Genomic DNA, 26,147 nt, shown 5'->3' on the forward strand with positions numbered 1-26,147 from the left:
TAAGATCAGAACCATTTTTTGTTTGGTGCTATATCCCATCCACGTCATTTTTCGACTGTTATAGAATTCGACTGTTTTTATTTAGTTATTTTTGCCACTAAACGAATGCATTATGATCACATTTGAAAAATTAACGTCTGAAAATATTGATATCATTGTTGCTATGATGCAAGATTTTTATGCAATTGATGGATATGATATCGATCCTATTGTAAGCCGAGAAAATTTTAGAATTTTTCTTGACGATGAAAAGCTGGGGCAGTCTTGGCTAATTAAAGAAAATGATTTAGTCCTGGGGTATATTATTGTTGTTTATTTCTTTAGCTTTGAATTTAAGGGAACGGTAGCTTTGCTGGACGAATTATATTTAAATGCTGATGCAAGAGGCAAAGGTTTAGGTAAAAAGGCTGTTGAGTTTGTCAAAGAATATGTTCAGGACAAGGGCTGTAAATTGGTTCTGCTAGAGGTTGAACCGCATAACTTACCGGCACAAAAATTATATGAAAGTCAAGGTTTTGGTTTTCATCCTAGAAATATAATGCGATATGGCATTAAAAATAATTAAATAGAATCTCCAAATTAATATATGGAATACGAAATAATACGCTTATCCAATGGTATCCGTGTGGTTTTTCAACCGCAAAACCTACCGATTACACATGCTTGTATGTTAATCAATGCAGGGTCAAGAGATGAAAAAGAAGGTAAATTTGGCGTTGCACATTTTATTGAGCACCTACTTTTTAAAAGAACTGAACGTAGAAGTACGAATCAGATTTTAAACCATTTGGAAGCTGTTGGTGGAGATCTTAATGCCTATACGACAAAAGAATATACATGTGTACATGCATCATTTTTGACCCCGTATTTGGATAAAGCTTTAGATCTATTTGAGGATATCTTTTTTCATTCGACTTTTCCTGAGGAGGAATTAGATAAAGAGAAATCGGTTATTGTCGATGAAATGGCTTCTTATCTGGACAGTCCTGAAGAATCTATTGTAGATGATTTTGAAGATCTATTATTCAAAGGAGCTGGTTTGGGGCATAATATACTCGGTCTTGAGGATCAATTGTTGGCACTTACAAAAAGCGATATTCATGATTTTATTCAGTCAAATTACGATACAAATGAAATCGTGATTTCGATTACAGGAAATTATACGGTTAAACAGGTCGAAAGGCTTGCCAATAAAATTTTTGCATCCGTTGCTGAAAATAAAATTCAGCGGGAGAGGAATGATGTTGTTGCGGTGCCTGTATCGCATGTCGAGATTCCTAAACCAATTAATCAGGTCCATTATATGGTCGGTGCACATGCATATAGTTTTAGAGACGACCGAAAAACAGGTTTATTGTTATTAAATAATATGCTGGGAGGAATGGGGATGAGTTCGATATTGAATCTTTCCATTCGTGAAAAATATGGAATAGCTTATACAATCGAATCTAATTATACCATGTTTTCAGATTCGGGCTTATTTAGTATTTATTTGGGAACAGATGAAGAAAAGATAGAGAAAGCAAAAAAACTTGTTTTTAGGGAGCTTAATAAATTTTGTGAAAAGGAGATGAGTGCTGTACAGCTTCAGAAAGCAAAACGCAAATTTATCGGTCAGATCGCACTTTCAGAGGAAAACAGGATGAGCATGATCATTGCTGCGGCAAAGAATGTGATGGACTACAACCAGATTATTGAACTAGATGTTATTATTGATAAAATAAAAGCGATTTCAACGACAGAATTATTGGAAACATCACGGGAGATTTTAGATCCCGCTCGCATGACATCACTGAGTTTTGTTCCTGAATCTTAGTGTTTAATTTTTTTATTCCTTAAAGGAATTTAAGAGATGCATAAACGGATTGACTGTATACGATTTCATGAATTAAAATATTAAAGTATAGGTAACGCGTACAGCTTCTGATATTCGACTTTATGATATTGTATATAAAAGACAATTTATCTAAGTTTGTGCATTAGAACAGATAATTTTAAATATGAAAACAGCATATGTATTTCCTGGTCAAGGCGCTCAATTCGTAGGAATGGGGCAGGACCTGTATAATCTGAATGAAGAAACAAAAGCTTTATTTGAAAAAGCAAACGATATATTAGGGTTTCGTATTACCGATATTATGTTTGCAGGAACTGATGAGCAGCTGAAACAGACCAACGTTACTCAACCAGCGATTTTTTTACATTCAGTGATTTTAGCGAAAGCCTTGGGAGATCAATTTCAACCTGATATGGTTGCAGGTCATTCTTTAGGTGAGTTTTCTGCTTTAGTATCAGCGGGAGCTTTGTCTTTTGAGGATGGATTGAAATTAGTGTCACAACGTGCTAACGCGATGCAAAAAGCTTGTGAATTGGAGCCTTCCACTATGGCTGCGATTTTAGGTCTTGAAGATGCTGTTGTGGAGGATATTTGTGCAAAAGTGGATGATGTAGTGGTTGCGGCAAATTATAATTGTCCAGGTCAATTGGTAATTTCTGGCTCTATCGCCGGAGTAGATAAAGCTTGTGCGCTTTTGACCGAGGCTGGCGCTAAACGTGCTTTGAAATTAAATGTTGGCGGTGCTTTTCACTCTCCATTGATGGAGCCGGCTAAAGTTGAGCTACAGGCAGCAATCGAAGCGGTTGAAATTAACACGCCGATTTGTCCTGTTTATCAAAATGTGGATGCAAAGCCATATACAGATGCAGCAACGATAAAAGAGAATTTGATCGCACAGTTAACTGGTGCAGTACGTTGGACTCAAACAGTTCAAAATATGTTAGCAGACGGAGCAGAAGCTTTTGTCGAAGTAGGCCCGGGCAATGTGTTACAAGGTTTGGTGAAAAAGGTGAACCGTCAGGTACAGACTTCTGCAGCAAGTATTGCGGAGTAATTACTTTAAGAATAAATAGAAAAAGTCGCCCATAGGCGGCTTTTTCTATTTATTACGGAATAAGATATAATGATCTTTCATGACTTGATTGACAAAATCATTAGGATGCATCGTTGATTTAACATCCATAATGTTTTCTAGTTTCTGAGTAAGGGCTAAAAGAATATTGTAGTCTTTCCTTCTGACAGCGCCATCGTAAATCTCCTTTACCTTATTTGCATCTTGATCGCTCAATTTAATTACTTGCGGAAAGATGATGTCTTTTTCTGATGGGACATCCTCAAAGATGGTCTGTTGTAGGTTTAATTTTGCTTTTAAACTAATGACAGATGTCTCACCGGATAAATCGCCAATACGTTGTCCATATTTGGATAGGGCAATTGAAGTAATTGCAATCCCGCCCATACACATCCAGATATCAACCAGAGAAAATGTCCAACGGGCAAAATATTGATAAAAGTTGGCGCGGGTTCCGTCGATCTTAACCACTTTAATTTTCATGATTTTCTTTCCTATGCTTTGTCCTGACATTGCGGTTTCCATAACAAGAGGATAGAAGAGGGCGGGAAGTGTCAATAATGATAGAATACCAAAGAATAACCAGGAATCTCCCATATTAATATGGAAAGAGTCAAGAATGACAATTATTAAGATATAATAAACAAGAATAATAAAGTAATCAATAGCAAAAGCAATAATTCTAGAACCTAATGAAGCTAAATTGTATTCTATTTTTACGTTCTGTGGAGTATTTATTAATAGTTTATTCATATATTTGAAATAGCCGGTTTAAAATTTATATTCATGAGAGAAGCATCATTCATCGAGCGAAATAAGGAAAAATGGTTGTCAATTGAAAATAATTTATCCATTCATGTTGATGTTAATCCCGATGAACTGGCGTCAAATTATATTGAACTCACCAATGACCTAGCCTATGCACAAACTTTCTATCCAGAAAGTAGGACAAAAGATTATTTAAATGAGTTGGCCATTTTAGCACATCAAAAAATATATAAAGATCAGAAAGCTTCTGAAAATAAACTTAAGCATTTTTTTTCATATGAAATACCTTATGCTGTTTGGCAAATGCGGCGGCCGTTGTTGTTTTCTTTTTTGATTTTTCTTTTGGCGAGCATTATTGGTTTTTTGTCTGCTCACTATGATGAAAATTTTGTGAGGTTAATTTTAGGAGATGCCTATGTCGATCAGTCCATTGATAATATCGGAAAAGGGGATCCTGCTGCCATTTATGCATCAGGGAATAATTTTGGATCTGCGCTAGCGATCACCATTAATAATGTACGGGTAGCTTTTTTAGCTTTTACGTTTGGTGTTTTTTTTAGTGTGGGAACGGGTTATATTCTTTTCTCTAACGGTATCATGTTAGGTGCATTTCATTATATGTTTTATGAATACGGGGTTTTACAAAAGGCGATGTCTGCCATATGGATACACGGAACTATAGAAATTTCTGTTATTATCATAGCAGGAGGTTGTGGTTTGATGTTAGGTAATAGTTTCTTGTTTCCAAAATCCTATAGTAGAATGGAAGCCTTTATTCGAGCGGCAAAATTATCAATGAAGGTTTTAGCGAGTACAATTCCATTTTTTATACTTGCTGGTACATTGGAGGGGTTTGTTACCCGTTACTATCATATTTCTATGACCATGTGCTTGCTGATCATAATAATTACATTGGTGATGATTTTATATTATTATATTCTCCGTCCTTTTCAATTAGCTAAAATCAATCAATGGAAATAAATTTCGAATTTCAGAAGGAACGTAAAATTGGCGATTTTTTACAGAGTTTTATCGATTTGTTAAAAATTGTTTTGGGTCATTTTGTCGGAACAGTTTTTAGTGTTTCTATTATACCCTTGAGTATCACGACAATCCTCTATTATTTCCTGTCTACAAAGATTACGTTTTCATCCGAAAGTGATTCGTTTGAAGATCTTAACGTGTATTTATGGGTAAGTCTTCTGTGTGTTACTATCTTATTATTAGGATTATACATTTACGGTATCTGCATCGAATATTTTATTTTATTGAAGAATCAAAAAAATACGGACTTTACAGGTAGAGATTTATTGAACGCATTTCGAAACCACATCGGTATGTACGTGAAATTTTTCTTCGCTTCTTTGTTGGTCGTCGTAATAATTGGCATTCCCGCAGGGATAGCCATGATTATTCTGATGTTTATTCCTTTGTTTGGCAGCTTTGCTATTGGAATCTTATTTTCAATAATTGGATTGTGGTTTTTCTGCTCGTTCTTGTTTTATCGGGAAGGATATTTTTCTTTGACGACGACTTTTTTAGAGACATTTAATGTCATTCGAAAGAATATTGTTCAATATGGTATTGCCACTTATATTGTTAGTTTCATTTTTCAAGTAGTAATGATGATGTTAACTTTCATTCCAGGTTTAATCATCGGACTAATTTCCTATAATTTCTTAGAATTTGATAGCTCTTTTTTCGATGGATCTTTTGGGAAAATGTTAATGACCATAGGAGGGCTCCTTGTAACTCTTCTGACAATTTTTTTATATATGGGAGGTGTTCTGGCAAATGGGATTATTTACGAAACGGCGAAAGATTTTAAATATGGCGATCGTATCTATGCGATGATTGCAAATTTGGGAAGGAAAAATGATGAATAGATATTTTTTTGTTATTCTTTTATTTTTCACGACAGCTAGCTATGCAAATAAAGACTCTACGCGTATGGCTATGCCGAGTATAGATACAATAAAACAAACACGCGTCGATATCTGGAACAAGAATTTGTTTCAGGAAATTCCGAAAGATAATCGTGCTGCTACAGTAACGATTACAGATTATAAAAGTGTCTTGGATCGCTATCAATCCGAAGAGTTTATCTATTCTGAGAATATTAAAGATAAAATTGGTTTTTTTGATCGTTTAATGACCCGTTTCAATCGTTGGTTAAGCAGTTTGATGCCAAATTCTTCTTTTAATTATAATGAAGAGTTTTTCTATTTCTTAGGAATATTAGGTTTAGTGGTATTGATTTATATCTTTTATAAATTAATTTATTCAGTCAACAGTTTCTTTAGAAAAGACAATAAAGAGCCTGAAACAGAAGGTGTTCAAAATTTGGGGTATGTAGAAAAGAATTTGATGAATACCGATTTAAAGCCCTATCTCGTTGATGCGATTAAGGACAGAAATTATACTCTCGCTATTCGTTATATGCAATTGTTAAATATTCAAAAACTAGCACATGCTCATGTGATCAAGTGGAAGTATAGTAAAACAAATAATGATTTTGCAAATGAAATTTCAGATTCAGTTTTAAAAAATGAGTTTATTAAATGCACTCGGGTGTTTGAATATGTTTGGTTTGGTGATTTTAATTTAACTGCTACCGATTTTGAGCGTTATCAACAAGATTTTAAAAATTTTCAATCTAAAATCTCATGAAAGGCTCGTTAAAATTTAGCATATTTATTTTTATAATAGTATTCGTTGCAATCGGTATCATTGATCTAACGAGTAAGAAACCTATTATTTGGGATAGAACATTTGATCAAAAAGATAAAAATCCCTTCGGACTTTATGTGACCCATGAAGAGCTTCCACATATACTTGGCAAAAAAGTTAAGGTCACTAATATTAAAGAAGATCTTTTTACATACTTTGAATCGGACAATAGACTTAATGCTCCAAAAGAACAATTGCTATTTATTTCAGAAGCGTTTGACCTTGGTGATGCTGTTAATAATCGCATATTAAAATTCGCGGCAAATGGCGGCAAAGTTTTTATTGCTGCCGAGCAGATCAATCAAAAATTGTTAGATACGTTACAAGTTGATTATGAATACTTCTATGATAATCAAGATGATATTGAGGAAGAAATAAAAGTAGAGCTTACCCAAGATGGGATACCTATTTCTTTTAATAAGAGTACTTTGGATTATTCGTTCACTAAACTACCAAAGTCTGCAACGATTTTAGGTGGTTTGCGCTATAAGGAACATTTGTTGCCGAACTTTATTTCTTTGAAAATAGGTAAAGGGAGCATTATGCTACATATCACACCCGAGTTATTTGGTAATTATTATTTGTTGAACAATCAAAAGCAATATCAATATGTCGCCAGAGCTTTTAGCTATTTGGATGGAGAGACTATTGGGTGGTATGATTTTAAGAGTAAATATAATGAATCGAAAACACCACTTCGTGTTCTGTTAAATCATATAGGATTGAGACAAGCTTGGTATTTACTGCTAGTCAGTTTACTCTTGTTTTTAATTTTTAAGAGTAGAAGAGAGCAGCGCGCTGTTAAAACAGTTCTTCCAGAACCTAATTTGTCTAAACAGTTCTGTGAAACCATTGCAACATTATACTATGAAAATGGTTCTCCAGGAAATATGGTGCACAAAAAAGTTGATTATTTTTTACATGATATTCGTAAAAAATTTCATGTTGATACATTACTTATTCATGAAGAAGAATTTTTAGAGAACTTGTCTCAACGCTCTGGTGTCTCAAAAGAAATAACAGCAGAAATGATTCAATTGATAACAGAATGCCAAAAAGGAAGTCATTTTACAGAGCAAGATTTAAGAAATGTCAATACTAAAATAGAAGAATTTAAAGTTAAAGCAGAAATGTAATGAGTGAATTTGAAAAATATATGCCCTTTGAGAATCGTTTAGATTTGACGGTTCTGTATGATAAAATGGCAGCTGTAAAAGCTGAAGTAAAGAAGGTGATTGTCGGTCAGGATCAACTCTTGGATATGTTATTGATTTCGATCCTAGCATCAGGTCACTCTTTGATTGAAGGTTTGCCTGGAGTGGCGAAGACATTATCTGCGAAATTGGTTTCGAAAACAATTGCTAGTGATTTCAAACGAATTCAGTTTACACCGGATTTAATGCCTTCAGATGTCACAGGTTCTTCTATTTTGGATTTAAAGACGAATGAATTTATTTTTAAGAGAGGACCTATTTTTGCGAATATCATCTTAATTGATGAAATAAATCGTGCTCCTGCCAAAACTCAGGCATCTTTATTTGAATCTATGGCCGAACGCCAGGTGACAGTTGATGGGGAAACTTATTTTTTACCGACCCCGTTTATTGTATTTGCAACACAAAATCCAATTGAGCACGAAGGAACTTATCGACTTCCAGAGGCACAATTAGATCGTTTTCTTTTTAAAATAGATGTTCATTACCCTGATCAAGAACAGGAGTTGTTGATTTTAAAGGAGCATCACTTACAAAAGGCGCAAGATAAAGAAGCGTTGGTTCAACAGGTCGTGTCTTCGCAAGAAATTGCTGATTTTCAGCGTTTGATCAAATCCATATATGTACATGATGAAATTTTGGTTTATATCGCTCATTTAATTTCTAAGACCAGAAACAATCCTAATTTGACATTAGGTGCATCACCTCGAGCTTCAATTGCTATTTTGGAATCTGCTAAAGCTTCAGCAGCACTAAATGGTCGTGATTTTGTCACACCTGAAGATATTAAAAAAGTTGCTTTTGCGGTTTTAGGACACCGTGTTATGCTGACTCCTGAGAAGGAAATGGAAGGTTTCACAACAGATTACATTATTGATCAAATCATTGCTAGTATAGAAATTCCGAGATAATGAAGAAGCTCAAACAACTGTATTTCACAAATCGATTTTTTTATGGTCTGCTGACCATTGCAACATTTTTTGTTATTTCATTTTTTGTGAAAGTGTTGTTTATTCCTGTAGCTATTCTTTTTTGGATCTTAACTGCCGTGATGATCTGGGATTTGATATTCTTATTTTCTGGTAAAGGGAATGTTTCTGTGATACGGAATTATCCAGAAAAATTTTCTAATGGTGACGAAAACCCACTTATTATCAGAGCCGAAAGTCGGTATCCCCGTCGGATATTCGTTCGTATATTAGAAGAATTTCCAGTGGAATTACAGGTTCGAGATAAAGATTTTGAAATTACATTATCCCCTTTCTTAGAAAAGGAAATTCATTATAGTCTGAAATTGACACGTCGGGGTATTTATTCTTTTGGAAAATGTTGTGCTATGGCTCGTTTTTTGGGTTTTTTTGAAAGAAGGTTTGCAACAAATGATACCTTAAGCATTCCATGTTATCCTTCTTTTATTCAATTACGTAAATATCAGCTTTTAGCCACGACCAACAGGTTGAATGAAATGGGTGTTAAGCGTATTCGAAGAATTGGTGCAGCCATGGAGTTTGATCATGTGCGTGATTATGTGCAAGGAGATGATTACAGAAGGATGAATTGGAAGGCTTCAGCCAAAGTTAAGAAATTGATGATAAATCAATTTGAAGAAGAAAAATCACAACCCATTTATAGTTTCATTGATACTGGACGAGCGATGCGTATGCCGTTTGAAGAGATGACATTATTGGATTATGCCATTAATGCTACTTTAGTTTTATCAAATGCGGCTATTTTGAAACATGATCGTGCAGGTATGCTTACTTTTTCAAAAGAGATCGGTAATCAGGTTGTTGCAGAGAAACGTAATAATCAAATGATGCGGATTTCAGAGGCACTCTATCACATTCAAACCGAATTTCAAGAGTCTGAATTTGGCAATTTATATACTTACGCGAATAAACATATTAATAAACGTTCTCTTATCTTTATTTACACAAATTTCGAAACTTTGGACGCTCTTAATAGGCAGTTGGCTTATTTAAAAATGCTCAATCGTTCCCATATCTTAGTGGTTATTGTATTTCAAAATACAGAATTGGATGAACTCGCGAAAAGTTCGCCTTACAGGACGATTGAAATATATAACCAAATTATTGCTGAAAAATTCATTTATGAGAAAAATCTCATTATTCAAGAATTGCATAGAAACGGAATTCAAACAATTTATACAGCACCAGAAAATCTAACCATCAATTCGATTAACAAATACTTAGAGATTAAAGCACGAGGTCTTATCTAATCAGTCTGTAGAGAGATTAAACTACCATATCATAAAAACACAGCAGGCTCATCATATGATGAGCCTGCTGTGTTTTTATGAGTGTAGCCAAATTTAAATGACTATAAACCAAAAGCTGTCTTTACCTTATCAATAAAGTCCAGTTTTTCCCAAGTAAATAGCTCAACTTCAACTGTTTTTTTATCACCGTTAGAATTTTCAAATTCTTTCGTTACAGTTTTTGGGGTTCTACCCATATGTCCATATGCTGCGGTTTCCGAATAAATTGGGTTTCTTAGGCCTAGCCTGGTTTCAATACCGTAAGGAGTCATGTCAAAAATTTCAGTGATTTTATCGGCAATTTGACTATCGTTTAATTCCACTTTGCTTGTTCCATAGGTATTGACATAAATTCCCATAGGATCTTTTACACCAATCGCATAAGAAATCTGAACTAAAATTTCATCTGCAATACCTGCGGCAACTAAGTTTTTAGCGATGTGACGTGTTGCATAAGCAGCAGAACGGTCTACTTTTGACGGATCTTTTCCTGAAAAAGCTCCACCGCCATGTGCACCTTTACCACCGTATGTATCAACAATAATTTTGCGACCTGTCAGACCGGTATCACCATGTGGTCCACCAATAACAAATTTTCCTGTTGGGTTAATATGAAACTTGATATCACCATTAAATAATTCTTGCAGTTCAGGTTTTAATTGTGCTTTCACCCTTGGGATTAAGATATTTTTAATATCAGCTGTAATTTTTTCACGCATCTCTTCTTCTGATGAAAAATCATCGTGTTGTGTAGAGATCACGATGGTGTCGATACGTGCTGGTTTATGATCTTCCGTATATTCTAACGTTACTTGTGATTTAGCATCAGGGCGTAAATAAGTAATTTCCTTATTTTCACGACGTAATGCCGCTAATTCATAAAGTAAGCGATGCGATAAATCTAAGGCCAGTGGCATATAGTTATCCGTTTCATTGCTTGCATATCCAAACATGATTCCTTGATCGCCGGCACCTTGATCTTGCTTTGCCTTACGGTCTACACCCTGATTAATATCTGCCGACTGTTCATGGATAGCTGATAATACACCACATGAATTTGCTTCAAACATATATTCAGACTTGGTATAACCAATGCGCTCTATTACTGCACGTGTTATTTTTTGAACATCTAAATATATTTTTGATTTCACTTCACCTGCAAGCACAACCTGTCCCGTTGTAACCAAAGTTTCGATTGCAACGCGTGCATCTTCGTCCCAAGCTAAAAAATTGTCAATCAGTGCATCTGAGATTTGATCAGCAATTTTGTCTGGATGTCCTTCTGAAACAGATTCGGACGTAAATAAGTAAGCCATATTACCTTTTTTAATATTATATTATAAGGATTTGCGAGGAGAGGTTATTTCAATAGAAAAGTACTAAATAGCCTTGCTATATGATGGTTTTAGCACTTTTTTACTGTGGTTGCAATCTCCTGTTATATTCTCATTAAGAATATACTACGCAAATCAGTCCACATTTTTATTGTCGACACAAAACTACAATACTTTCTGTTAAGTTTAAAGATTTCTTGTAGAATAGTTTAAAATAGCTGGATCAATTTCAATGGTATTTAAGAATTTTGACATTGTTTCAAGAAATTAGTGAATAAGCGTATATTTGATTTATGGGAGAACGTAAACAAATACTGTTTGTTATCAATCCGATTTCGGGAGGGAAGCGCAAAACATCTTTTAAGAAGCAGGTGTTGGATGTGCTTGATTTACAAAAGTTTGATCCTACTTTTCAGGAAACATCCTATGCAAATCATGCGTACGAAATTGGTTTGCGAGCTGTTGAAGAAAAGTACGATGCAGTGATAGCAGTAGGAGGCGATGGAACAATAAATGAGTTAGGATCGGCATTAGCAGAGAGCGGTATACCCTTAGGTATTGTTCCTGAAGGTTCAGGTAATGGGCTTGCCTTGTATCTTGGTATTCCCTTAAATGAGACTGCTGCAATTCGTCGAATAAATCGATTTGAATTTGTAGAGGTGGATTGTGGCACGATAAATAATAGAAAGTTTTTTAATATTGCTGGATTAGGTTTTGATGCATCTGTTAGCGAGAATTTCGCTAATGAGAATATACGTGGGCCTTTGGGATATTTGAAATCGGCAATAAACGTACTTAGTAAATATAAACCGTGCGATTATAAACTATGGATTGATGGTAAAGAGTACGAGCGTAAAGCTTTTATGATTTCTGTCGCCAATTCACCACAATATGGTAATAACGCTTACATCGCACCACAGGCATCAGTCAACGACGGGATATTAGATGTGTGTATTGTTCATCAATTTCCAATGTACATCTTACCAAAAATGTTGTTTCATTTGTTTAATAAGTCAGCGGATCAGTCCGACTACGTCGAAATAATTCCGGGAAGAAATATTAAGATTGAAGCGATTGTAAAATCGGTTGTTCACATTGATGGTGAGCCAGTTGACTTGGGGTCGAGTCTTGATATTGGTATTATTCCTAAGGCATTGAAAGTTATTTGTTAAAAAAAGTTATGAGTAAAAATAAGAAACAGCAGTATGAGGGCGTTGTATATTCAACAGATAACAGTTTTGAATATCAATTTTCAGAGTTATTAGAGGACCTAGAAACACTTCCTAATCAAAAGCAACAGCTCAAAGTTCAATTGGATCGTAAGATGCGAAAAGGGAAAGTTGTCACACTCGTTACCGGATTTAAAGGTAAACAAGAAGACCTTGAAGCGTTATGTAAGTTTTTAAAACAGAAATGCGGTGTTGGAGGAAGTGCTAAAGATGCTGAAATAGTTGTACAGGGAGATTTTAAACAGAAAGTTGCTGATCTGTTACTTTCTGAGGGATACAAAGTAAAATTGGTGGGAGGTTAGTATTCCATTATTTTAGCCTTAAAAAGGTCATATTGATCAGGGGTAATCTTTGTAAATGACTGAAAATTAATAAGTAATATTCGTTTAAACATAGATGGAAAGTTTTTTGATAGACGTAGATAGGTGAGTGAGCGGTTACTTGAATTTGCAATTAAATCGTTTGTTTTCTTGCATATCAAAAAAAAAATGGTTTTCATTGTAAAAAATTTATTGCTTTCTCCTGATAAAAGGGATTAGTCGTATAGATTCAAAGTCGGAACCGCTGAGGTGATAACTTAATATTAAGGAATTGTAAAGGGAATTTAAAGTCTCTTTTATATTTCTAATATATTTCGCTTTAAGATTTTAAATATGGCATAAAAGACTATATTTGCTTGACAAATTTTAAAACGAATACATATAACAAGCATATAATTAAAAAAAACATATTATATTTAACAACAGTAAAAAACTAAAAAATTAGAAAAATGGCAAACGCACCTAAAACAAGTCCTGCTGCAAAACAAGAGAGCAATAATTCAGGTTCTTTCTTTGCACAAGCTGCAATTATCATTTGTTTCATTCTCGGTTACCTTTTATGGAAATTTGTGATGGGTAGTCCTTCAAACTTTCTTGATAATAATCCAGAGAACCAACCTTTACCAGGTAACTATTTAGGAATGGTTTATCACGCAGGTGCTGTAGTACCGGTTTTATTAGGTTTATTCTTCATGGTATGGGTATTCTCTATTGAGCGTTTCATTGTAATTGGAAAAGCTTCTGGAACAGGAAATGTTGGTAATTTCGTAAGAAAAGTACAAGTATTAATTAATGGCGGTAATTTAGATTCAGCTATTGCTGAGTGTGACAAACAAAAAGGTTCTGTTGCAAACGTAATCAAAGCTGGTTTAGTAAAATACAAATCAGTTTCTGCTGATACTGCTGTAGATACTGAGAAAGCAACAATTGCAATTCAAAAAGAGATCGAAGAAACAACAGCATTAGAAATGCCGATGTTAGAGAAAAACTTAAACGTAATCGCTACATTAGTTTCTATCGGTACATTAACAGGTTTATTAGGTACAGTAACAGGTATGATCAAGGCCTTCAGTGCGTTAGCAACAGGTGGTACTCCTGATTCAGCTAAATTAGCAAACGGTATTTCTGAGGCCCTAATCAATACAGCGACAGGTATCGGTACTTCAACAATTGCGATTGTAATGTACAATATCTTAACAGCTAAAATTGATAAATTAACTTATTCAATCGACGAAGCTGGATTCTCAATCGTACAAACATACGCTGCGAACCACAAATAGTAATTATATGATGTTTTTGAAAATTATTTTATGGAATAATTGTTTCATTAGCATCATATAGAAAGAGATTGAATAATTAATTTATAAAGAAGTTTAAAATGGGTAAAGCAAAAATAAAAAGAGCCAGTACATCCATTGATATGACCGCGATGTGTGACGTATCATTCTTGCTTCTTTCATTCTTCGTAATGACATCTACAGCGAAACAACCGGAAGCATTCGAGGTTGATACGCCGGCGTCTACCACGAAAGATAAATTACCAGATTCAAACGTAGGTATTATTACGGTTGGGGATAAAGGTAAAATATTTTTTGGTGCGACAGACCGCGATGTTAGGGTTAAAACTTTAGAGAAAATGTCATCAAGATATGGCGTTAACTTTTCTCAACAAGATTACGACCAGTTTGCGTTGATGGAAAATGTCGGTACTCCTATGAAAGCGATCAAGCAAGTGTTGGCAATGGAGCCAAGCAAACGTCTTGAGCCAGGTGTTCAGAATGGTATTCCTGTCGATAGTACAGAAACATTATCTAATGAATTATACCAATGGATACAAACAGCACGTTTAGCTGCAGAAGAGGTAAATAAGGCAAAAGAAGGGGAAAAGGATTTTGTTTATCCAGGACCATTGAAAATTGCTATCAGAGCTGACGCAACGGAAAAGTATCCTTCAATTAATGCGGTAATCGAAACATTACGTAATCAAAAGCAAAATAAATTCAGTTTCATTACTGGTTTACGTGCTGAAGATAAATAATGTTGATTTAATAAAAAGACATAAATGGCAGAATTAAATCAAGACAGTGGTAAGGGTGGCAAAGGCGGAAAAGTAAGATCTAAGAAAAACGGTGGTAAAGTCGATTTGACAGCCATGGTAGATTTAGCATTCTTATTAATTACCTTCTTCATGTTAACTACGTCTTTAAATAAACCACAAGCAATGGACGTTGCGATGCCTGATAAAAATAAAATTAAGGATGAACAATCTGAAGTACTAACAGCAGATAACCGTTCCGTAACGATTTTATTAGGATCTGACAACAAAGTTTCTTGGTATTATGGACAGGTAAAAGCACCTATTGAAGGTCCAACGGTTACAGGGTTCGGAGCAGATGGAATACGCAAGGTTTTAATTGAGAAAAAAGCTTACGTTCCTCGTGTTTCTGGCGGAAAAGATGTAATCGTGATTATCAGACCTAGCGATATGTCTACACAAAAAGATCTTGTTGATATTCTTGATGAGATGAAGATTGTAGATATTAAGCGTTATATGATTGCGAAGATTAGTCCTGAAGAAATAGATGTTTTAAAACGTGATAATATTTATAATGACTAAGTTAGTTATTATAGAAATCACGAAAACTATAGAAATATGATTGGGTCAAAATTAGATATTTTTAAAAAGGAATGGCTTGATGTAGTATTTCAAGGCAGAAACAAGGAGTATGGTGCTTACGAGCTTCGTAAGCTTGCTCCTAAAGCTACCAACGTAGGTTTGTTGGCTGTAGTTGTTGCCGTGGTACTATTGAGTCTTCTTAGATTATTTGGAGGTAGCTTATTTCCTGATAAACCTGTTGAAGCCCCTCCAGTTGTTACTGAAGTGACTTTAGAGGATTTGGAGGAAATTAAACCACCTGAACCAGAAGAAGAAGAGCCACTTCCGATTGAGGAGGAGAAGCCTCAGCAAGTGGCGATGGACATACCAAAAGAAGATTTGGTACGTTTTCCAGAACCAAAAGTAGCTCCGGCTGCACAAGTGAAAGAAGAAGTCGCTGCTCAAGAAGAGTTTAAGGATGATAAAAAAACTCCTGCTCGTTTAACTTTAAAAGGTAGCGCAACAGGTTCTTCAGTAGCTCGTGGTGAGTTCGGTACTAAAAAACAAGATGGTGCTATTACAGGTGTTAAGAAAGGTGATCCAAATGGTGATCCAGATGGATTAATTTCCTTCAATGCTGTAGAGGTTCAACCATTGCCTCCTGGAGGTATGGCTGCTTTTATGAAGTGGGTAGGAGAAACTTATGAATATCCTTCTGGCGCTTTAGAAAATGGTATCATGGGTGTAGTTGAGGTATCTTTCGTTGTTGAAAAAGATGGTAGTTTAACAGATATTTCTGTAAAACGCGATCTTAAATACGGAACTGGTGATGCTGCAGTTAGAATGTTGAAAAAAGCTAAGAAATGGAAACCAGGTATTCAAAATGGTCGTCCTGTTCGTGTAGCTTATACATTACCTATTCGCTTAAACACACAAAATCAGTAATTAGTGGCGAACTTTAATTCGAATAATACAAATTACAGACAGAAATCGCCTATAAAGCGATTTCTGTCTATTTTAGGACTATTTATGTTTGGCTTGTATTTTGGGCTGGGCTTACTGGTTATTTTTTGGAAAGATTTACCCTTGGACATCAACCCAACGTATAGAACATTGTTTGGAGTTGTTCTGATTGTTTATTCTTTCCTTCGTTTCGTCAGATTGTGGCAAAGTAATTTTAATTAGCCTCGTTACGAAATTAGATTTGCCTTAATTTTTGCAACCTATTTATTAAATGATTGCCCTATGAAAAACAGCTTAAAAATAATTTTATTTTCAATTTCTGGAGTTTTTATGTTGATGAGTTGTAATCGTAATGGCAAGCAAGCTCCAACAGCTCCCAGTGAGGATATTCTACGAGGTAAAGTAAATGTACTTGTTGATGAGACCTTGTATCCAATCATTAAAGAACAGGTTGATGTATTTCAAAGTTCATACTCAGATGCTACCATACAATTGTTGGCCAAACCTGAAATTAAAGCCATAAATGCGTTATTGGCGGATACTTCAAATGTGATTATTTTAACACGTAAGTTGACAGCTGCTGAGGGGAAAAATTTTAAGGACCGAAAAATTGTTCCAAAGGAATATCAAATAGGGAGTGATGCAATCGCTTTGATAAATAATGTTAGTGATGCAGATACTATCATCACACTTTCTGACGTTAAATCATTGTTAAACGGCACACTTAAAGGTAAGTACAAAGTAGTTTTTGATAATGCAAACTCAAGTACTTTACGATTTTTAAAGGAATATCTATCTATTGATAAAATTGATCCAACAGCGATTTCTGCCTTAGAGAATAATACTGATGTCATCAAATATGTGAGTGAGAATAAAGGAAGTATCGGAATTGTAGGTTTCAACTGGATATTGGATATGACTCAAAAAAAATCTGAATTATTGAATAAAATTCGTACATTGAGCGTAGAAAATGCTTTAGGAGCTAAGAAAGACGGTTTGTTCTACAAACCTTCGCAATCCAATATATCTTTAGGTGTATATCCTTTTACAAGACCTATATATGTATTGAATTATCAGCCGAACATGGGCTTAGGCCTGGGCTTTAGTGCCTTTTTGACAGGAGATAGAGGTCAGCGTATTTTTTTAAAAGCTGGACTTTTACCTGCAACAATGCCAGGACGTGATATTATTATTAGAGAAGAAAACAGTTTAAATTAGAGTATAAAATAGTACAACAATAGATTATGACAAACAGTAAATTATTATTTAGTCTGTTATTAGCAGGTTCTGTTGGCACAGCAAGTGCACAAAGTTTAAAGGATGCTAGAGCGGCTATTGAAACAGAAAACTACGGTAAAGCAAAAACAATTTTGCAACAATTAGTAAGTAAACAAGCTAAGGTTGGTGATAATTACTTCTATTTAGGTCAGATTTATTTAGTCAATGATAAGCCTGATTCTGCGGCAATTTTCTTCAATCAAGGTTTGACTGCTGATCCAAAATCACAGATTAATAACGTTGGTTTAGGCTACATTGATTTGTTGAAAAAAGATAAGGCTTCGGCTGAAGCTAAATTTTCTGCAGCTAGTGCAAACTTAAAGAAAAAAGATTACGAAGAATTGTTGGAAATTGGTCGTGCTTATATTAAGGCGCCAGAGCCAGACTATGCAAAAGCCTTGGATTATTTAACACAAGCTAAAGCAAAGAATGCTAAAGATGCTGCTATTCCTTTAGCATTGGGAGATGCTTACAGAGGATTGAAGGAAGCAAGTAGCGCTTACTCAAGTTATAGTGAAGCAACTGATTTGGATCCGAATTCAACTCGCGCTAAAATTGGACTTGCAGTAATTGTTCGTGGTGCACAAGCTTTTGATGAGGCAGTTGCTCAATTGACAGAGATTACTACAGCGTCACCTACTTATGCTCCGACTTACCGTGAACTGGCGGAGACTTACAATATGTGGTCAAAAGCACCTGGTACATCTGACGAGAAGTATGTGGAATTAAATAAAAAAGGTGTTGAGCAATATAAAAAGTATTTAGAAGTTAATGGTGATAACTCTTTGGAAGCAAAGATCCGTTATGCCGATTTCTTGGTTTATGCTAGACAATACGATGAGTTAGGAGCAGTTTCTGAAGAATTAGCGAAAAATCCAGATGTAGATCCTAAGATTTATCGTTATTTAGCATACAATGCATTTAGAAATAAAGACTACGCTAAAGCATCTGAGAATATACAAAAGATGTTTGCAAAAATGGATCCTCTACGTGTAATTCCTTTGGATAATATGTATGCAGGTTTATCTGATGTCGCTAATAATAAAGTTGAATCGGGTATTGTATTTATTCAAAAAGCAATTGATCAAGATAAAGAATTGTTAGCAGAAGTTGCTGAAACAGCATTTGCAAAATATCAAGATCAAGAGACTGCAACTGCAGTAGCATTATTTGAGATTATTGCTAAATATCCTGATACTGATTATTACTTCGATTCTAATTATTATGCTGGAGAAGGTAATTACCAAATTGGCTTTAAAAAAGATCAGGAAAGTAAGGATGAGGAAGGTAATGTAACCGATCAAGCTTTAAAAGATCAAGCTGTTGCCGCTTTTGTAAAATCGCAAGCACAGTTAACCGTTATCGAAAATGCGAATAAACCTGAGGTATTAGAAAAATACTTGGTTCCAGCGCTATACTACAAAGCTTTCTCTGCTTTAGGTACGGATAATTTGGAAACTCCAAAAGGTGATTTTGTGGCTCCTTTCGAAAAATTAATTAAAGTTATCAACGAAAGAGGCACACAAGAGAAAAATAAAGCATATTTAATCGATGCTTACACTTATATTGGTTTCTTCCAATACAGTAAAAATGAAATGGCTAAAGCAAAAGCTAGTTTCCAAGAAGTATTGAAATTAGATCCTGAAAATGAGAATGCTAAATCTTATTTAGAAGGTATTAAATAGACTTAGTATTTTAAAATAAAAAGGGGAGAACAAATGTTCTCCCCTTTTTTGATTTTAGGCTATTTTTTCTTAAATTTAGGTTTTACCAATATAAACATTTTTGATATGGAGCAATTTAGTGCGAATGCACCTATTGACTATCTGCCAATTTTATTTCAGCTTATTGTTGCTGCTGGATTTGGTATTGGAACGATCATCATCACACATCTCATTGGCCCAAAAGTAAGAACTGCAAATAAGCTTAGTTCATTTGAGTCGGGTATTGAAGTTGTTGGAAATGCAAGACAGCCCTTCTCGATTAAGTATTTTCTTGTTGCTATTCTGTTTGTCATTTTTGATGTCGAAGTTATCTTTATGTATCCGTGGGCAGTTAATTTTCGAGAATTTGGATTTGAAGGTTTGATCCAGATGTTTATTTTTATGGCCATGTTGCTTTTAGGCTTCATTTATGTCATTAAAAAGAAAGCTTTGAGCTGGGATTAGAATAGTTCTAAATTGCGCTAACAGCTTGATTTTTATCTAGAAAATGTTAGTTTTGATATGTGCGATAGCACACAACTGTAAACCACTTTAAATTATATTTCCATGAGCGATATTAAGTTGGCCAAAGCACCTCCGGGAGTTGAGGGCGCTGGTTTTTTTGCCACGAGTTTGGATAAAGCGATTGGTTTGGCGCGTTCAAATTCTTTATGGCCTTTGCCTTTTGCTACTTCTTGTTGTGGGATCGAATTTATGGCTACAATGGGTTCAACATATGATCTTGCTCGTTTTGGCGCAGAAAGACCAAGTTTTTCTCCTCGCCAAGCCGATATGTTATTGGTAATGGGAACCATTGCTAAAAAGATGGCTCCTGTTTTAAAGCAGGTGTATATGCAAATGGCTGAACCTCGTTGGGTGATTGCGGTTGGTGCATGCGCCTCAAGCGGAGGGATTTTTGATACGTATTCTGTCTTACAGGGAATCGATGAAATTATTCCTGTTGATGTATATGTGCCTGGATGTCCGCCGAGGCCAGAAGCAATATTAGACGGCGTCTTACGCTTGCAGGATATTGTTAAAAATGAATCATTGAATAGGAGAAATACACCTGAATACCGCGCTTTATTAGAAAAATACGGAATTGAAACTTATGAATAAGATAGATAATACCTATTTGTGGGAGAAGTTAGGGTCTAAATTCGGTGCTGATGTGTCACAATTGGCTGATGACTATGATCTATTAACAGTGAATGTACATATTGATGCTATTCATGCTGTGTTGACTTTTTTGAAACATGATGCGGAATTGCAGTTTATTCACTTGACAGATATTACGGCAGTTCACTATCCGCAGCAGAAACAGTCATTTGAAGTGGTATATCATCTGAATAGCCTCGTGCATAATATTCGGATTCGGATTAAAGTGACGATAGACGGACAAAATCCGGAAATTCCTACGGCTACTACCATTTGGAAAGGTGCAAATTGGATGGAGCGAGAAACGTATGATTTTTATGGTATACAGTTTTTAGGGCATCCAGATTTAAGGAGGATATTAAATGTAGATGAGATGGAGGTTTATCCTATGCGGAAGGAATACCCTTTAGAAGACCCCAACCGTGTAGACAAGAAAGATCTCTATTTTGGACGTTAACGTTAGAAAGGAAACCAGTTATGAACGATTATATTACCAAGATATCCCCAAATAAACCTGTTTACGATGATAATGATCCCCAGGATGAGTTGATAACCTTAAATATTGGTCCTACACATCCTGCGACTCATGGTGTATTTCAAAACGTAGTCCAAATTGATGGTGAACGTATTGTTAGCGGTGTTTCAACAATCGGTTATATCCATCGGGCGTTTGAAAAAATTGCTGAACATCGACCATTTTATCAGATTACCCCGCTCACCGATAGATTGAATTATTGTTCTGCCCCCATTAATAATATGGGCTGGCATATGACCGTTGAGAAGTTATTAAAAATAGAAATTCCAAAGCGTGTCCAGTATATGCGGGTTATCGTAATGGAATTGGCTCGTATTGCTGACCATATTATCTGTAACGGTATTCTCGGTGTTGATACGGGGGCATTTTCAGGCTTTTTGTATGTTATGCAGGAGCGGGAGTTTATATATGAAATTTTTGAAGAAATATGTGGAGCCCGTTTAACGACCAACATTGGTCGTATCGGTGGTTTTGAAAGAGACTTTAATGCTATTGCATTTGCAAAGATTGAAGAATTTTTAAAAAGATTTCCTCCGGTTCTGACAGAATTTATGGAGCTATTTGACCGAAACCGAATTTTTATAGAGCGAACATCTGGAATTGCGGCCGTTACGCCGGAAGAAGCTTTAGATTATAGCTGGTCTGGCCCTATTTTACGTGCTACAGGTGTGGATTATGATATTCGTGTTCAAAACCCCTATTGTTCCTATGATGAATTCGATTTTGATATCCCTGTAGGTACAAAAGGAGATGTTTATGATCGCTATATGGTGCGTAATGAAGAAATGTGGCAATCTTTACGCATTATTGAACAGGCTTTAGCTAAAATAGAGAAAGAACCTAAGGGAGTTTTTCATGCTGATGTACCGGAGTTTTATTTACCTCCAAAAGAACAGGTGTACACCAATATGGAAGCATTAATCTATCATTTTAAAATTGTGATGGGAGAAGTCGATACCCCTAAGGCTGAAGTTTACCATGCTGTCGAAGGTGCCAATGGAGAATTAGGATTTTACCTGGTGCACGATGGCGGACGTACCCCTTATCGTTTACATTTCAGAAGGCCTTCCTTTGTCAATTACCAAATGTTTGCTCCGATGAGTGCAGGAATGTTGCTTTCGGATGCGATTCTTAATATGAGTAGTCTTAACGTTATTGCAGGAGAATTAGATGCTTAGTATAAAAAATAATGAATATGTTGAATTTTCTTCAACATTGCTAAATCAATTTGCTGAAGTAGTGGGACGTTTTCCGGAAGGGAGACAAAAATCGGCATTGCTTCCTATACTGCATTTAGTACAAGCGGAGTTTGGGTGGTTAAGTCCTGATGCTATGGATAAGGTCGCTTATTATTTAAGTATAGAGCCTATCGAAGTTTATGAAGTTGCTTCTTTTTATACGATGTATCTATTGCAACCACAGGGGAAATATGTTTTGGAAATATGCAGAACTGGTCCCTGTTGCCTGGTCGGAGCGGAACGTATTATGAGCCATCTTGAACATAAATTGGGTGTTAAAGAAGGAGAAGTGACGGCAGATGGATTGTTTTCATGGAGAGGAGTCGAGTGTTTAGCAGCCTGTGGCTATGGGCCTGTCTTACAGATCGGACCTGAATACACTTTCTACGAAAACTTAACCGAAGATCGTGTTGATCAATTAATAGATGATTTAAGCTCAAAAACTAAGTAATATGGCGCGTAAACTTTTGTTAACACATATTGATGTTCCAGGGATTCAAACTTTTGATGTCTATCGTCAACATGGCGGATATCGTGCGGTTGAAAAAGCACTTAAAACGATGTCCCCTGATGATGTTGTTGAAGAAGTTAAGAAATCAGGTCTTCGTGGAAGAGGAGGAGCTGGTTTTCCTACTGGGATGAAGTGGAGTTTCTTAGCAAAACCGGAGGGTGTTCCTCGTTATTTAGTGTGTAATGGAGATGAATCTGAACCAGGTACTTTCAAGGATCGTTATTTGATGACACATATTCCTCACGCTTTGTTGGAGGGAATGATCGTCTCTAGCTATGCTTTAGGAGCTAAGACTTCTTATATCTATGTTCGAGGTGAAATGATGCCTCAGATCCGTATTCTTGAACGTGCTATTGAGCAGGCGAAAGCTGCAGGTTTTTTGGGTAAGAATATTTTGGGGTCAGGTTATGATTTAGAGATTTATGTACAGCCGGGAGCTGGAGCTTATATCTGTGGTGAAGAGACTGCCTTATTAGAGTCTTTGGAAGGTAAAAGAGGAAATCCGAGAATAAAGCCCCCTTTTCCCGCTATAGCAGGATTATACGGCTGTCCTACAGTAGTCAATAATGTTGAATCGATTGCCGCTACTGTTCCGATTATTAATGATGGTGGAGAAGAATATGCGAAGATCGGTATAGATCGGAGTACAGGAACAAAATTAATATCGGCCAGTGGAAATCTAGTAAAGCCAGGTGTATATGAGATTGATTTAGGCTTATCTGTAGAAGAATTTATTTATTCAGATGAGTATTGTGGTGGCATCGCAAATGGGAAAAGGTTAAAGGCGGTAGTCCCCGGCGGTTCATCGGTTCCTATTTTACCAACGAATTTAATTTTAAAAACAGCAAATGGCAATAACCGCTTAATGACTTATGAATCATTGGCTGATGGAGGTTTCCAAACAGGAAGTTCCATGGGATCAGGCGGTTTTATTGCTTTCGATGAGGATCAGTGTATTGTGCGCAATACGTGGAATTTTAGTCGTTTTTATCATCACGAGAGTTGTGGACAGTGCTCTCCTTGTAGAGAGGGAACAGGATGGATGGAGAAAGTGTTGCACAAGATCGAGATGGGACATGGCAATTTATCTGATATTGAATTGCTTTGGGATATACAGAGACGTATTGAAGGAAATACGATCTGTCCGTTAGGTGATGCTGCGGCATGGCCAGTGGCTGCGGCCATACGACATTTTAGAGATGAGTTTGAATGGCATATCAATCATCCAGAGGATGCATTGACTCGTAATTTTGGATTGGCGCATTATGCAGATCCTTTAGTACCGATTGTTTCTTAATTAGATTGTGATAAACGCGATACGAAGATGGCAGAAGAGGTTAAATTGAAAGTTATTATAGATGGTATTCCTGTAGAAGTTGCGCCAGGAACAACAATTTTGAATGCAGCACGTGAAATTGGTGGCGATATCGTTCCCCCAGCAATGTGCTATTATTCTAAGTTGGAAGGTACAGGTGGTAAATGCCGTACCTGCTTAGTGAAAGTTTCGAAGGGATCTGAAAAAGATCCACGTCCCATGCCTAAGTTGGTCGCCTCCTGCCGTACGACTGTGATGGATGGAATGGAAGTAGAGAACATCACTTCTCCAGATGTTGTGGAAGCAAGAAAAGCGATTGTGGAGATGTTGCTGATTAATCACCCTCTAGATTGTCCTGTTTGTGATCAGGCTGGAGAATGTAAATTGCAAGATTTAGGTTTTGAGCACGGCTCTGCGCAGACGCGATATGAGTTTGATCGAAGAACATTTGAACGTATTGATATAGGAGATAAAATTCAACTGCATATGAATCGATGCATTTTGTGCTATCGATGTGTGTTTGTTGCAGATCAGATTACTGATAAACGCGTGCACGGTATCATTGGTCGCGGAGATCATTCCGAAATCTCAACTTATATTCAAAATGTTGTAGAGAATGATTTTTCAGGAAATGTAATTGACGTTTGTCCTGTAGGGGCTTTAACTGATAAAACATTCCGCTTTAAAAATAGGGTTTGGTTTACAAAACCGGTAGATGCTCATCGCGATTGCCCAACTTGTTCGGGCAAGGTGACTTTATGGTACAAAGGACCTGACGTGATACGTGTCACTGCACGCAAAGATGAGTTTGGAGAGGTAGAAGAATTTATTTGTAATACCTGTCGGTATGATAAAAAAGAAACCATCGACTGGAAGCTAGAGGAACCTACTCCAATTAGTGACCAGTCTGTGATTGCATCTAATCATTATACACGCTTTAATCCACCAGCTGTTATCAAAATAGATCCTGTACTGCAGGAACAAAATTTAGAACAGTTGGCTAGAACAGAAAAATTGAAATAATATGGAGTTGTCATTTGTCATAGAAAAATTCGTCCTTGTTACTTTGGTTTTTGTGATCACGCTTGTGATTGCGATGTACTCAACATTGGCAGAACGTAAGATCGCCGGCTTTATGCAGGATCGTTATGGTCCTGATCGAGCGGGAATATTTGGTTTATTACAACCTTTATGTGATGGTGGTAAGTTTTTCTTTAAAGAGGAAATAATACCCGCCGGAGCGCACAAAGCCTTGTTTATTCTTGGGCCCACGATCGCTATTATTACTGCCTGCATTAGTTCTGCGGTGATACCTTGGGGGCAATCGTTAACGATTGGTGATCGCGTTATTTCACTGCAGGTTGCCGATGTCAATGTGGGCATTCTTTATATGTTTGGTGTTATTGCACTTGGTGTGTATGGTATTATGTTAGGTGGCTGGGCTTCGAATAATAAGTTTTCGCTTATGGGAGCTGTTAGAGCGGCTTCACAAAGTATCAGTTATGAGATTGCTATGGGGCTTTCAATTATAGCACTTTTGATGGTGACGCAATCGCTATCTTTAAGAGATATCGTTGCCCAGCAATCAGGTTTTTTAAATTGGAACATTTGGGCGCAACCTTTAGGATTTATCATTTTTATGGTTTGTGCTTTTGCTGAATGTAACCGTGTTCCCTTTGATTTACCAGAATGTGAGACCGAATTGGTCGGAGGTTATCATACCGAATATTCTTCCATGAAACTGGGACTGTACATGTTTTCAGAATATATCAATATGTTTGTGTCTTCAGCATTGATGGCCTCGTTATATTTCGGAGGATATAACTTCCCTTTCATGCACGACTTAGGACTGTCTGAAAATTGGATAACGATTATAGGCGTTCTCGCATTTTTCGTCAAAATATTTGCATTTATCTTCTTCTTTATGTGGGTGCGTTGGACTTTGCCACGATTCCGATATGATCAACTGATGAATTTAGGGTGGAAAATGCTGATTCCTTTAGCAATTGCAAATATTGTGTTGACGGGAATAATTACATTGATTAAGGATACATATTTTTCATAGAAA

At 36.1% G+C, this 26,147-nt stretch carries 27 protein-coding genes; 25 read left to right on the plus strand and 2 right to left on the minus strand.

The genetic code is table 11. From position 1 onward, the window contains the following. The first annotated feature begins 112 nt into the window (after positions 1-112). The 3 genes from WH188_RS10715 (at position 113) to fabD (ending at position 2,891) form a co-directional block, all read left to right on the plus strand. The gene (locus WH188_RS10715; protein ID WP_021190724.1) at positions 113-565 is read left to right on the plus strand and encodes a GNAT family N-acetyltransferase; all 453 of its coding nucleotides are present in this window, start codon (positions 113-115) and stop codon (positions 563-565) included. A 21-nt stretch (positions 566-586) separates the two neighbouring features. Further along, complete coding sequence (locus WH188_RS10720) at positions 587-1,816, plus strand: M16 family metallopeptidase (protein WP_132844380.1); 1,230 nt, start codon at positions 587-589, stop codon at positions 1,814-1,816. Between the two features lie 184 nt (positions 1,817-2,000). Then, positions 2,001-2,891 carry an ACP S-malonyltransferase gene (gene fabD / locus WH188_RS10725; protein WP_132770002.1) on the plus strand — a complete coding sequence of 297 codons (891 nt, stop codon included), beginning with the start codon at positions 2,001-2,003 and terminating at the stop codon, positions 2,889-2,891. Between the two features lie 45 nt (positions 2,892-2,936). On the opposite strand, the gene WH188_RS10730 is transcribed toward fabD, so the two are convergent. Then, positions 2,937-3,662, minus strand: a complete 726-nt coding sequence (locus WH188_RS10730; RefSeq protein WP_021190721.1) for an RDD family protein — start codon at positions 3,660-3,662, stop codon at positions 2,937-2,939. A 33-nt stretch (positions 3,663-3,695) separates the two neighbouring features. On the opposite strand from WH188_RS10730, the gene WH188_RS10735 reads away from it, so the two are divergent. From WH188_RS10735 to WH188_RS10760, 6 genes are read left to right on the plus strand one after another with little or no spacing between them, the layout of a single operon-like run. Beyond that, positions 3,696-4,658, plus strand: a complete 963-nt coding sequence (locus tag WH188_RS10735) for a stage II sporulation protein M (RefSeq protein ID WP_339423912.1) — start codon at positions 3,696-3,698, stop codon at positions 4,656-4,658. Further along, a complete protein-coding gene (locus tag WH188_RS10740) occupies positions 4,649-5,563 on the plus strand; it encodes an ABC transporter permease (RefSeq protein WP_339423913.1) in 915 nt (304 codons plus the stop codon). Before WH188_RS10735 ends, WH188_RS10740 begins: the two co-directional genes overlap by 10 nt. Then, a complete protein-coding gene (locus tag WH188_RS10745; RefSeq protein ID WP_339423914.1) occupies positions 5,553-6,347 on the plus strand; it encodes a DUF4129 domain-containing protein in 795 nt (264 codons plus the stop codon). The genes WH188_RS10740 and WH188_RS10745 overlap by 11 nt, the downstream gene beginning before the upstream one ends. Then, positions 6,344-7,543, plus strand: coding sequence for a DUF4350 domain-containing protein (locus WH188_RS10750; protein WP_339423915.1), 1,200 nt, complete (start codon positions 6,344-6,346; stop codon positions 7,541-7,543). Before WH188_RS10745 ends, WH188_RS10750 begins: the two co-directional genes overlap by 4 nt. Further along, positions 7,543-8,532, plus strand: a complete 990-nt coding sequence (locus WH188_RS10755; protein ID WP_021190716.1) for an AAA family ATPase — start codon at positions 7,543-7,545, stop codon at positions 8,530-8,532. The genes WH188_RS10750 and WH188_RS10755 overlap by 1 nt, the downstream gene beginning before the upstream one ends. Then, entirely contained in the window at positions 8,532-9,860 is a 1,329-nt protein-coding gene (locus tag WH188_RS10760; RefSeq protein ID WP_168127814.1) for a DUF58 domain-containing protein, read from the plus strand. Before WH188_RS10755 ends, WH188_RS10760 begins: the two co-directional genes overlap by 1 nt. Positions 9,861-9,961: 101 nt before the next feature. Here WH188_RS10760 and metK read toward each other — a convergent pair whose 3' ends face one another. Further along, positions 9,962-11,215, minus strand: coding sequence for a methionine adenosyltransferase (gene metK / locus WH188_RS10765; protein WP_021190713.1), 1,254 nt, complete (start codon positions 11,213-11,215; stop codon positions 9,962-9,964). A 311-nt stretch (positions 11,216-11,526) separates the two neighbouring features. Between metK and WH188_RS10770 the strand changes: the two genes are divergently transcribed. The 16 genes from WH188_RS10770 to nuoH all read left to right on the plus strand — a co-directional run bounded on the left by WH188_RS10770 (position 11,527) and on the right by nuoH (position 26,144). Next, the gene (locus tag WH188_RS10770; RefSeq protein ID WP_132769988.1) at positions 11,527-12,405 is read left to right on the plus strand and encodes a diacylglycerol/lipid kinase family protein; all 879 of its coding nucleotides are present in this window, start codon (positions 11,527-11,529) and stop codon (positions 12,403-12,405) included. Between the two features lie 8 nt (positions 12,406-12,413). After that, positions 12,414-12,764, plus strand: a complete 351-nt coding sequence (locus tag WH188_RS10775; RefSeq protein ID WP_132769986.1) for a translation initiation factor — start codon at positions 12,414-12,416, stop codon at positions 12,762-12,764. Between the two features lie 467 nt (positions 12,765-13,231). Next, the gene (locus WH188_RS10780) at positions 13,232-14,062 is read left to right on the plus strand and encodes a MotA/TolQ/ExbB proton channel family protein (protein ID WP_132769984.1); all 831 of its coding nucleotides are present in this window, start codon (positions 13,232-13,234) and stop codon (positions 14,060-14,062) included. A 98-nt stretch (positions 14,063-14,160) separates the two neighbouring features. Continuing rightward, complete coding sequence (locus WH188_RS10785; RefSeq protein ID WP_021190709.1) at positions 14,161-14,820, plus strand: ExbD/TolR family protein; 660 nt, start codon at positions 14,161-14,163, stop codon at positions 14,818-14,820. Positions 14,821-14,844: 24 nt separating this feature from the next. Then, the gene (locus WH188_RS10790) at positions 14,845-15,399 is read left to right on the plus strand and encodes an ExbD/TolR family protein (RefSeq protein ID WP_021190708.1); all 555 of its coding nucleotides are present in this window, start codon (positions 14,845-14,847) and stop codon (positions 15,397-15,399) included. A 36-nt stretch (positions 15,400-15,435) separates the two neighbouring features. Beyond that, complete coding sequence (locus WH188_RS10795) at positions 15,436-16,323, plus strand: energy transducer TonB (protein WP_021190707.1); 888 nt, start codon at positions 15,436-15,438, stop codon at positions 16,321-16,323. A 300-nt stretch (positions 16,324-16,623) separates the two neighbouring features. Then, positions 16,624-17,559: a PstS family phosphate ABC transporter substrate-binding protein gene (locus WH188_RS10800; protein ID WP_132769980.1), complete on the plus strand. Its 936-nt coding sequence runs from the start codon at positions 16,624-16,626 to the stop codon at positions 17,557-17,559. 26 nt (positions 17,560-17,585) lie between these two features. Next, positions 17,586-19,304 (plus strand): tetratricopeptide repeat protein, encoded by a 1,719-nt coding sequence (locus WH188_RS10805; protein ID WP_132769978.1) that lies wholly within the window; start codon positions 17,586-17,588, stop codon positions 19,302-19,304. Between the two features lie 105 nt (positions 19,305-19,409). After that, positions 19,410-19,787, plus strand: coding sequence for an NADH-quinone oxidoreductase subunit A (locus WH188_RS10810; RefSeq protein WP_132769976.1), 378 nt, complete (start codon positions 19,410-19,412; stop codon positions 19,785-19,787). 102 nt (positions 19,788-19,889) lie between these two features. After that, entirely contained in the window at positions 19,890-20,441 is a 552-nt protein-coding gene (locus WH188_RS10815) for an NADH-quinone oxidoreductase subunit B (RefSeq protein WP_132769974.1), read from the plus strand. Next, positions 20,434-20,937 (plus strand): NADH-quinone oxidoreductase subunit C, encoded by a 504-nt coding sequence (locus tag WH188_RS10820; RefSeq protein WP_132769972.1) that lies wholly within the window; start codon positions 20,434-20,436, stop codon positions 20,935-20,937. The genes WH188_RS10815 and WH188_RS10820 overlap by 8 nt, the downstream gene beginning before the upstream one ends. Positions 20,938-20,957: 20 nt before the next feature. After that, complete coding sequence (locus WH188_RS10825; RefSeq protein WP_021190702.1) at positions 20,958-22,193, plus strand: NADH-quinone oxidoreductase subunit D; 1,236 nt, start codon at positions 20,958-20,960, stop codon at positions 22,191-22,193. After that, entirely contained in the window at positions 22,186-22,704 is a 519-nt protein-coding gene (locus tag WH188_RS10830; protein WP_132769970.1) for an NADH-quinone oxidoreductase subunit NuoE family protein, read from the plus strand. Before WH188_RS10825 ends, WH188_RS10830 begins: the two co-directional genes overlap by 8 nt. A gap of 1 nt (position 22,705) precedes the next feature. Further along, positions 22,706-24,061, plus strand: a complete 1,356-nt coding sequence (gene nuoF, locus WH188_RS10835) for an NADH-quinone oxidoreductase subunit NuoF (RefSeq protein WP_339423916.1) — start codon at positions 22,706-22,708, stop codon at positions 24,059-24,061. Positions 24,062-24,088: 27 nt separating this feature from the next. Further along, positions 24,089-25,102, plus strand: coding sequence for a 2Fe-2S iron-sulfur cluster-binding protein (locus tag WH188_RS10840; protein WP_132769966.1), 1,014 nt, complete (start codon positions 24,089-24,091; stop codon positions 25,100-25,102). Position 25,103: 1 nt separating this feature from the next. Further along, on the plus strand, positions 25,104-26,144 hold the full coding sequence (gene nuoH / locus WH188_RS10845) for an NADH-quinone oxidoreductase subunit NuoH (protein WP_021190698.1): 1,041 nt from the start codon (positions 25,104-25,106) through the stop codon (positions 26,142-26,144). Positions 26,145-26,147 lie beyond the last annotated feature (3 nt).

This window comes from Sphingobacterium sp. MYb388 (assembly GCF_037479535.1).
GTDB classification, from domain to species: domain Bacteria; phylum Bacteroidota; class Bacteroidia; order Sphingobacteriales; family Sphingobacteriaceae; genus Sphingobacterium; species Sphingobacterium anhuiense.